This window comes from Amycolatopsis keratiniphila subsp. keratiniphila (assembly GCF_001620365.2).
Taxonomy (GTDB): domain Bacteria; phylum Actinomycetota; class Actinomycetes; order Mycobacteriales; family Pseudonocardiaceae; genus Amycolatopsis; species Amycolatopsis keratiniphila.
Genome location: NZ_LQMT02000029.1, coordinates 156535 through 164313, shown reverse-complemented (window position 1 = coordinate 164313; position 7779 = coordinate 156535). Strand labels below are relative to the sequence as shown.

General features: G+C 70.3%; 9 protein-coding genes. 1 reads left to right on the top strand and 8 read right to left on the bottom strand.

Going from position 1 to position 7779, the window contains the following annotated elements:
• From hisG to AVR91_RS28340, 5 genes are all read right to left on the bottom strand, one after another.
• Positions 1 to 803: ATP phosphoribosyltransferase (hisG, locus tag AVR91_RS28360; RefSeq protein ID WP_076857458.1), on the bottom strand; the 803-nt coding region annotated here is incomplete at its 3' end.
• Between the two features lie 32 nt (positions 804 to 835).
• Positions 836 to 1099 (bottom strand): phosphoribosyl-ATP diphosphatase, encoded by a 264-nt coding sequence (locus AVR91_RS28355; protein WP_007035378.1) that lies wholly within the window; start codon positions 1097 to 1099, stop codon positions 836 to 838.
• Between the two features lie 72 nt (positions 1100 to 1171).
• On the bottom strand, positions 1172 to 1663 hold the full coding sequence (locus tag AVR91_RS28350; RefSeq protein WP_063272102.1) for a methylated-DNA--[protein]-cysteine S-methyltransferase: 492 nt from the start codon (positions 1661 to 1663) through the stop codon (positions 1172 to 1174).
• A 14-nt stretch (positions 1664 to 1677) separates the two neighbouring features.
• Positions 1678 to 3141: a DNA-3-methyladenine glycosylase 2 family protein gene (locus tag AVR91_RS28345; protein ID WP_063272103.1), complete on the bottom strand. Its 1464-nt coding sequence runs from the start codon at positions 3139 to 3141 to the stop codon at positions 1678 to 1680.
• Positions 3142 to 3197: 56 nt separating this feature from the next.
• Positions 3198 to 3878, bottom strand: coding sequence for an HAD family hydrolase (locus tag AVR91_RS28340; protein ID WP_083737773.1), 681 nt, complete (start codon positions 3876 to 3878; stop codon positions 3198 to 3200).
• Positions 3879 to 4056: 178 nt separating this feature from the next.
• Here AVR91_RS28340 and AVR91_RS28335 point away from each other — a divergent pair, with 178 nt between their 5' ends.
• Positions 4057 to 4956, top strand: a complete 900-nt coding sequence (locus AVR91_RS28335) for a PAC2 family protein (RefSeq protein ID WP_063272104.1) — start codon at positions 4057 to 4059, stop codon at positions 4954 to 4956.
• Positions 4957 to 5013: 57 nt separating this feature from the next.
• On the opposite strand, the gene AVR91_RS28330 is transcribed toward AVR91_RS28335, so the two are convergent.
• From AVR91_RS28330 to AVR91_RS28320, 3 genes are read right to left on the bottom strand one after another with little or no spacing between them, the layout of a single operon-like run.
• Positions 5014 to 5838 (bottom strand): metallophosphoesterase family protein, encoded by an 825-nt coding sequence (locus AVR91_RS28330; protein WP_016334144.1) that lies wholly within the window; start codon positions 5836 to 5838, stop codon positions 5014 to 5016.
• Between the two features lie 15 nt (positions 5839 to 5853).
• Positions 5854 to 7092 (bottom strand): MFS transporter, encoded by a 1239-nt coding sequence (locus AVR91_RS28325; RefSeq protein ID WP_063272105.1) that lies wholly within the window; start codon positions 7090 to 7092, stop codon positions 5854 to 5856.
• Complete coding sequence (locus AVR91_RS28320) at positions 7089 to 7667, bottom strand: helix-turn-helix domain-containing protein (protein WP_063272106.1); 579 nt, start codon at positions 7665 to 7667, stop codon at positions 7089 to 7091. The genes AVR91_RS28325 and AVR91_RS28320 overlap by 4 nt, the downstream gene beginning before the upstream one ends.
• Between the last annotated feature and the right edge of the window lie 112 nt (positions 7668 to 7779).

The following is a 7779-nucleotide window of genomic DNA, read 5'->3' as shown; positions in this document are numbered from 1 at the left end:
GCGCCGGTCTCGGCGAGTTCGTCCATGATCCGGTTGACCTCCTTGCGCGGCACCATCGCCCGCACGGCCACCCAGTCCGCGTCGGCCAGCGGCGCGACGGTCGGCGACTCGAGGCCCGGCGTGATCGCGATGGCCGCGTCGAGCAGCGACCGCGGGCAGTCGTAGTCCAGCATCATGTAGTGCTGGGCGAAGACGACACCCTGCAGCCGCGCCTTCAGCTGGTCCTTGGGCCGGGTGTGCTCGGTACCCGCCCGCTGCAGCAGCACCGCCTCCGACACGCAGATCGGGTCCCCGAAGGCCACGAGGTTGTGCTGGCGCAACGACCGCCCCGACTCGACGACGTCCGCGATGGCGTCGGCCACGCCGAGCTGGATCGAGATCTCGACGGCGCCGTCGAGGCGGATGACCTCCGCCTCCACCCCGTGCTGCTTCAGGTTCTCCCGCACGAGCCGCGGGTACGACGTCGCGAGCCGCTTGCCCTGCAGGTCTTCGGGCCGCCACTCGCGGCCCGCCGGCGCGGCGTACCGGAAGGTGGAACCACCGAAGCCAAGGCCGAGGATCTCCTCGACCGGGGCGCCGGAGTCGAGCGCGAGGTCGCGGCCGGTGATGCCGAGATCCAGCTCGCCGGATCCGACGTAGATCGCGATGTCCTTGGGGCGCAAGAAGAAGAACTCGACCTCGTTGACCGTGTCGAGCACGGTCAGGTCGCGGGCCTCATGTCGCTTGCGGTAGCCGGCCTCTCCGAGCATCTCCGTCGCGGCGGCGGCGAGGGCTCCCTTGTTCGGCACGGCGACACGCAGCATTGCTTCTCCTTGGTTCTCCGGACGCGACCGCGTCACAGGTACCGGTACACGTCCTCTGTCGACAGTCCTCGGCCGAGCATGAGCACCTGTACGCGGTACAGCAGCTGTGAAATCTCCTCGGCGAGCCTGTCGTCGGATTCGTGCTCGGCGGCGATCCACACCTCGCCCGCCTCTTCGAGCACCTTCTTGCCCTGCGCGTGCACTCCCGCGTCCAGCGCGGCGACGGTGCCGGAACCGTCAGGGCGCGTGCGGGCGCGCTCGGCAAGCTCGGCGAACAGCTCATCGAAGGTCTTCACGGTCTGGAGATCCTTCCATCCGCGCCCGCGTCGCGCTGCCCCGGGCCGGTGTGTTGCCGCTCGCGTCACACTTCAGAACAGCGCGGCGCCGCCCCGTTCGAAGTCGAGCAGGTGCCGTTTCCGTTCGACACCACCGCCGTAACCGGTGAGATCGCCGGTGGAACCGATCACGCGGTGGCACGGCACGATGATGCTGATCGGGTTCTTCCCGTTCGCGAGCCCGACCGCGCGCGACGCGGTGGGCCTGCCGAGACGGTCGGCGAGCTGACCGTAGGAAACCGTCTCGCCATATGGGATGCCGAGCAGGCCTTCCCAGACCATCCGCTGGAATTCGGTGCCGCCGAAGCTCAGCGGGAGATCGAATTCCTTCCGCTGTCCGGCGAAGTACTCCTTCAACTGCTTCTCGGTGTCGACGAAGACCGGCGCGCCCGGGTCCGGATGGCCGAAGCTCTCCTCGGCCGGGCGGTGCCGCTGCTGGACCATGTAGACCCCGCAGAGGCTTTCGCCGTCCGCGACCAGGGTCAGCTTGTCGTACGGGCTGTCGATGACGGTGTGCGTGCGCATGGCTCTCCTCGAACTCAGGCGGCGGGCAGCCGGTTGATCGGGTGATCTCCGGTCGCCCAGAGGTGCTGGACGGCGTAGGCGCGCCACGGGCGCCAGCGTTCCGCGTGCGCGGCGAACGCCGCCGGGCCGAGCCCGAGCCCCTTGGCGGCGACTTTGACGCCGAGGTCGGTCGGCAGGAAGGCGTCGGGGTCGCCGAGCGAGCGCATCGCGATGCTCTCGACGGTCCACGGGCCGAAGCCGGGCAACGCGTGCAGCCGTTCGCGGGCGCGTTGCCAGTCGCTTCCCGCGCCGAGGTCGAGTTCCCCGCCGTTCAGTTCCGCGACGAGGCCGAGCAGGGTCCGCTTGCGGCTCTGCGGCATCGCGAGGCTTTCCGGGTCGATTTCCGCGAGCGCGGCGGCGTCCGGGAAGACGTGGGTGAGGCCGCCGTCCGGATCGTCGACGGGGTCACCGTGCGCGAGGACCAGCCTGGCGGCGTGGGTCCGCGCCGCGGCGGTGGACACCTGCTGGCCGAGGACCGCGCGGACGGCGAACTCGTCACCGTCGACCGTCCTCGGCACCCGCCTGCCGGGCGCGGCGGCCACGAGCGGGCCGAGCAGCGGGTCCGCGGCCAACGCTTCGTCGACCGCGGCCGGGTCGGCGTCGAGGTCCAGCAGACGGCGGCAGCGGCTGATCGCGGTCGAGAGATCACGCAGGTCCGACAGGGTGAGCCGGCAGCCGATGTAGCCGTCTTCCGGCTTGAGCGCGACGACGGCGGCGCCGTGCGGGAGCCGCAGAGTGCGGCGGTACGCGCCGTCGCGCCATTCCTCGACGCCGGGGACGCCGGTCGCGACGAGATGCCCGAAGAGGTTGTCCGGGAACAGCGGCTTCCGGTACGGCAGGCGCAGGTTCAGCGTCCCGGGCGCGGCTGCCGGCTCGGTGCGGACGCGGGCCCGCAGTTCCGTCGGGGACAGGGCGAAGACCTCGCGGACGGTGTCGTTGAAGGTCCGGACGCTGCCGAACCCCGCGGCGAGGGCGACGTCGATCATCGACAGGCCGGTCGTCTCGATCAGCAGCCGCGCCGTCTGCGCCCGTTGCGCACGGGCGAGGCTGAGCGGCCCCGCGCCGAGTTCGGCGCGCACGTGCCGCTCCACCTGCCGGACGCTGTAGCCGAGCCGGGCGGCCAGCCCGCTCACGCCGTCGGTGTCGACGACGCCGTCGGCGATCAGCCGCATCGCCCTGGCCACCAGATCCGCGCGCTCGTTCCACTGCGGCGACCCGGGGCTGGCGTCAGGACGGCACCGTTTGCAGGCACGGAACCCGGCCTCCTGCGCGGCCGCCGCGCTCGGGTAGAACGTCATGTTCTCCGGCTTCGGCGGGACGACCGGGCAGCTCGCCCGACAGTAGATCCGCGTCGTCAGGACGGCGGTGAAGAACCAGCCGTCGAACCGGGCGTCCTTCGCCTGGACCGCCCGGACGCAGCGTTCGAAATCCTCATGCACCGGGCAAGCATCACCGACCGGACGGGGCGGGGTCTAGCGGAAATGCGACATGGCGGTCAGGGCAGGAGCGCGGTCAGCGCCGGCACGTCGAGCCCGACCAGCGTCGAACGGAACACCCGCCGCTCTCCCGGTTCGACGTCGACGTCGTTCGGGATCACCACCACCGTGCAGCCCGCGGCGGCCGCGGAAGCCGCGCCGGGCGGTGAATCCTCGATCGCCACGCACCGGGCAGCCGGGACTCCCAGCAACTCCGTGGCCAGCTGATACGGCCTCGCGTGCGGTTTGTTCAGACCATCGACCTCGTCACCGCAGACCGTGGCGGCGAAGTACTCGCGGCCGATGGTGTTGAGCGCGAGTTCGGTCAGCGACCGTTCGGTGGAGGTGACCAGCGCCATCGGGACACCGTTGGCGCGCAACAGTTCGAGCAGCTCCTGCGCGCCGGGACGCCATGGGAGCGGACCGTCGAAGAGGTTCGCCGTGCGGCGGCGGATCCACTCCCCCATCTCCGCGATCGACTCGGGCGTCACGGGCCTGGCGCACACTTCGAGCAGGAACGCGGCCGTGTCGTCCATATTGGACCCGACGAGACTCAGGCGCTGCTCCTCGGTCAGGCTGCCGCCGAGGCTCTCGACGGCCTCGTAGAGCGCGACGTCCCACAGCTTCTCCGAGTCGACCAGCGTGCCGTCCATGTCCCACAGCACGGCGGCGAGTCCGTCCGGTGTGGACGGTTCGGTCACGGCTCCCCCTCACGTTCGGTCAGGCCTTCCGAAGCCCACGGTAGCCGAGACGGATTCACGTCGGCGGCCAGGTGCATGCCCGAAATGTCCCATTGCGTCGGCTCCGCGCGGTTCGCGCCCGCGAAACGCCACCGGACATGCCCAACGGCGCACGGCCGCCTGGTCGTAGGCTGGTCCGGTGAGTGAGCCCGTCGACGAGACCCAGCGGCCCGGCCGCGACCACCCGGATGACACCAAGCCGATCATGATCGTCGCCTTCGAAGGATGGAACGACGCAGGTGACGCGGCCAGCCGGGCGGTCGAGCATCTCCAGCTCAACTGGGATGCGACCCCACTGAGCGAGCTGAGTCCTGACGAGTACTACGACTTCCAGGTCAGCAGACCGACCGTGCGCATGGTGGACGGCGTCACCCGGCGGGTCGACTGGCCGACCACGCGGCTCTCGGTGTGCCGTCCGGAGGGCTTCAGCCGGGACATCGTGCTGGTGCAGGGGCCGGAACCGAACATGCGCTGGCGCGCCTTCTGCGCCGAACTACTGGAGCACATCCAGCAACTGGAAGTCTCCACCGTTGTCACCCTCGGCGCGCTCCTGGCCGACACCGCGCACACCCGGCCCGTCCCGGTCACCGGGACGGCGTACGACAAGGACACCGCTTCACAGTTCGGGCTGGAGCTGAACAACTACCAGGGGCCGACCGGCATCGTCGGGGTCCTGCAGGACTACTGCGTGCAGGCGGGTGTCCCGGCGGTCTCGATCTGGGCGGCCGTGCCGCACTACGTCTCGCACCCGCCGTCGCCCAAGGCCACGTTGGCGCTGCTGCACAAACTCGAGGACGTCCTCGACGTCGAGATCCCGCTCGGCGCCCTTCCCGAGCAGGCGGAGGAGTGGCAGCGGACGGTCACCGAGATGGCCGAGGAGGACGAGGAGATCAGCGAGTACGTCCGGGGGCTCGAGGAGCGCGGCGACGCGGAGACCGAGTTCACGCTGGACGACGTCAGCGGGGACAAGATCGCGGCGGAGTTCGAGCGGTACCTGCGGCGTCGTCGTCCCGGCCAGGACGGCCCCGGACGGGTCTGATCGCGTCCCTTCAAGCGCTATGAACGGTCCNNACCGTTCATGGCATTCGGCAGGGGGTCAGAAGATGCGCCGCAGCGGGATCGGCCCCCGCGCCCGCTTCCGCCACTCACGCGGATAGCCGAGCGACACCTCTTCGAACCGCACACCGTCCGCCTCCGTGGAGCGCGGGATGTGCAGATGCCCGTAGACCGCGACCTCGGCACGGAATCGCTGGTGCCAGTCCTCGGTCTCGGTCGTCCCGCACCACAGCGCGAACTCCGGGAAGTACAGCGGTTCGGTCGGGTGGCGGTGCAGCGGCCAGTGCGACATGAGGATCGTCCCGTGATCCTCGGGGATCGCCTCCAGCCGTTCCGTGCTGATCTTCACCCGGTCGGCGCACCACGCCTGCCTGCTGGGATACGGATCGGGGTGCAGGAAGAACTCGTCCGTGCACAGCACACCCGCCTCGCGCGCCTGCTCGATGGCCGTCAGCATCGGCAGGCCTTCGGCCGCGGGGGTCCGCCAGCTGTAGTCGTACAGGACGAACAGCGGCGCGATCGTCAGCGGCTTCTCCTGGTGCTCCCACACCGGGTACGGGTCCTCCGGGGTGAGGACGTCGATCTCGCGGCAGCGTTCGACCAGATGCTCGTAACGCGCCTGTCCGCGCAGCTGGCATTCGTCCTTCTGGGTGGTCCACAGCTCGTGGTTTCCGGGGACCCAGACGACCTTCGCGAAGCGTTCACGCAAGGTCTTGAGCACCCCGATCACGGATTCGGCGCGTTCGGCGACGTCACCGGCCACGAGCAGCCAGTCGTCGGGGGTACGGGGGACGACCTCGTCGACGAGCGGGGCGTTGCCCTCATGGGTGACGTGGAGGTCGCTGGTGGCGAAGAGATGCGGCACTCCACCACCGTAGCTTCACCCGGTCCGGGAGATCGCCGGAATAGCGGCACCGCGCAGCCTGCCCGACGCCGACACACCGAGCACGATCAACGCCGAGACGGTGTGCAGACCCGCTTGGACGTTCAGCAGGACCCCTGTGCCCAGCACGTTCAGCAGCCAGCCCGTCAGCAGCGCGCCCACCGCCGTGAACCCCGCGGTCCCGGCGAAGACGGTGCTCAGCACGCGACCGGAGCGTTCCGGGGACGCGGCGGTCTGGACCAACGAGAGCAGCCCCGATCCGGCGAGCACCCCGGGCGCGCCGACCAGGCCGAAGAGCCCGATGAAGACACCGAGTGACGCCGTCAGCGCGGGCAGGTTCCAGATCACCGCCGACAGCACGCCGAGCGCGAGCCCGCCCCAGCCGAGCAGCGCGGCGGGCGCGACCTTGCGGGCGACGGTGGCGACGGCGAATCCCGCGGCCAGCCCGCCGAGCGCCTGTACGCCGCGCAGCAGACCGACGTCGCCTTCGGTGCCGTCGAGGATGTCGAGCACGAAGACCACGAACAACACCAGGAACATCCCCTGCGCCAGTGACGTCAGCACCACGACGACACCGGCGAGGCGAAGGCGTCCTTCACGGCCGATCTCGCGAAGCCCGTCGAGCCACGCCCGCACCACCGGTTCGTGCGGTCCGGCCGCTTTCGGAGCCGCGACGCGCCGGAACGGGCGCGCCAGCAGGGCCGAGCCGATCACCAGCACGCCGAGATAGGCGACCACGACCCAGCCCAGACCGCCGAACCCGAGCAGGAGACCGCCCGCCCAGCCGCCCGCGAGCCGGGCGACGCTGCCGTTGATGCTCATCAGCCCGTTGGCGCCGATCAGCTCGCCGGGAGGGACCAGTTCGGGCACGAGCGCGTTGCGCGCGGGCTCGAACAACGAAGCCAGGCCCGCCTGCGCGGCCATCACCGCGTAGATCAGGTGGACCGGGCCGCCGGACGCGACGAACAGCAGTGGCAGGGCCACGAACGCCTGTCCAGCGCACACCACGCACAGCACCAGCCGCCGGTTCCAGCGGTCCGCGACCACGCCGGCGACCGGGCTCAGCAGCACCGCGGGCACCAGGCCGAGGACGATGCTCAACGCCGTGGTGGCCGCCGAACCGGTCGCCTGGAAGACGAACACCGGCAACGCGATCTGCAGCATCCACTCGGCGGTCTCGGAGAAGAACGCGGCGATCCACAACCGCGCGAACGCGGGTTCCCTCAACGGTTTCATCTGCTCGGCTTCCCCTCGGCGTCGATGCGGAGGAACGCCCGCAGTCCCAAGTGGACCGGGAGCGCCCCAGCGGGAGCGTCTTCACGGATCGCGCCGACGTAGGGCCGCACGAGCGCGTCGATCCGCTGGACCAGCTCCTCCAGCTCGCCGGCGGTCACCCGCAGCGAGTAGTTGCTGATCCCCGACGCGTCCCGCCACTCCTCGCCGAGCCGGTCGGCGGCGTCGAGATAGCGCTCGGTCAGCTCCTTTTCCCGCGCGAGAGTGGTCCCCACGACCGCCAGCTGCGCCCCGTGCAGCTCCGGGTCGTCACCGAACTCGATGCCGACCTGGCACGCCCGCCACGGCCGCTCCCGCCCGTCCTCGCCCTCGACGCGCTCTACGAGGCCGTGCCGCGCCAGCTGACGCAGATGCCAGCTGCAGTTCGAGGCGGTCGAGCCGACGGCCGCCGCGCATTCGCTCGCGGTCCGCGGGCCGACCGCCATCAGGTGGTCCACCAGCGCCGAACGCAACGGATGCGCCAGCGCCCGCATCAGCTCGACGTCTTCGATCCGCTTGCGCGGCGGCAACCCGGCCATCACCCGATCCAATCTGAAAGCATTCTTTCGAAAGTTCTCTTTCAGATTCGCAGGTGACCGGAACACTGTCAAGCAGCTACCCTTGCCGGAGAAGTTGCTGCATAAGACAGCA

Coding starts and splice junctions, on each gene's coding strand:
- AVR91_RS28350 (WP_063272102.1), bottom strand. CDS start 1,663: ATGCGCACGCACACCGTCATCGACAGCCCGTACGACAAGCTGACCCTG.
- AVR91_RS28325 (WP_063272105.1), bottom strand. CDS start 7,092: ATGAAACCGTTGAGGGAACCCGCGTTCGCGCGGTTGTGGATCGCCGCG.
- AVR91_RS28320 (WP_063272106.1), bottom strand. CDS start 7,667: ATGGCCGGGTTGCCGCCGCGCAAGCGGATCGAAGACGTCGAGCTGATG.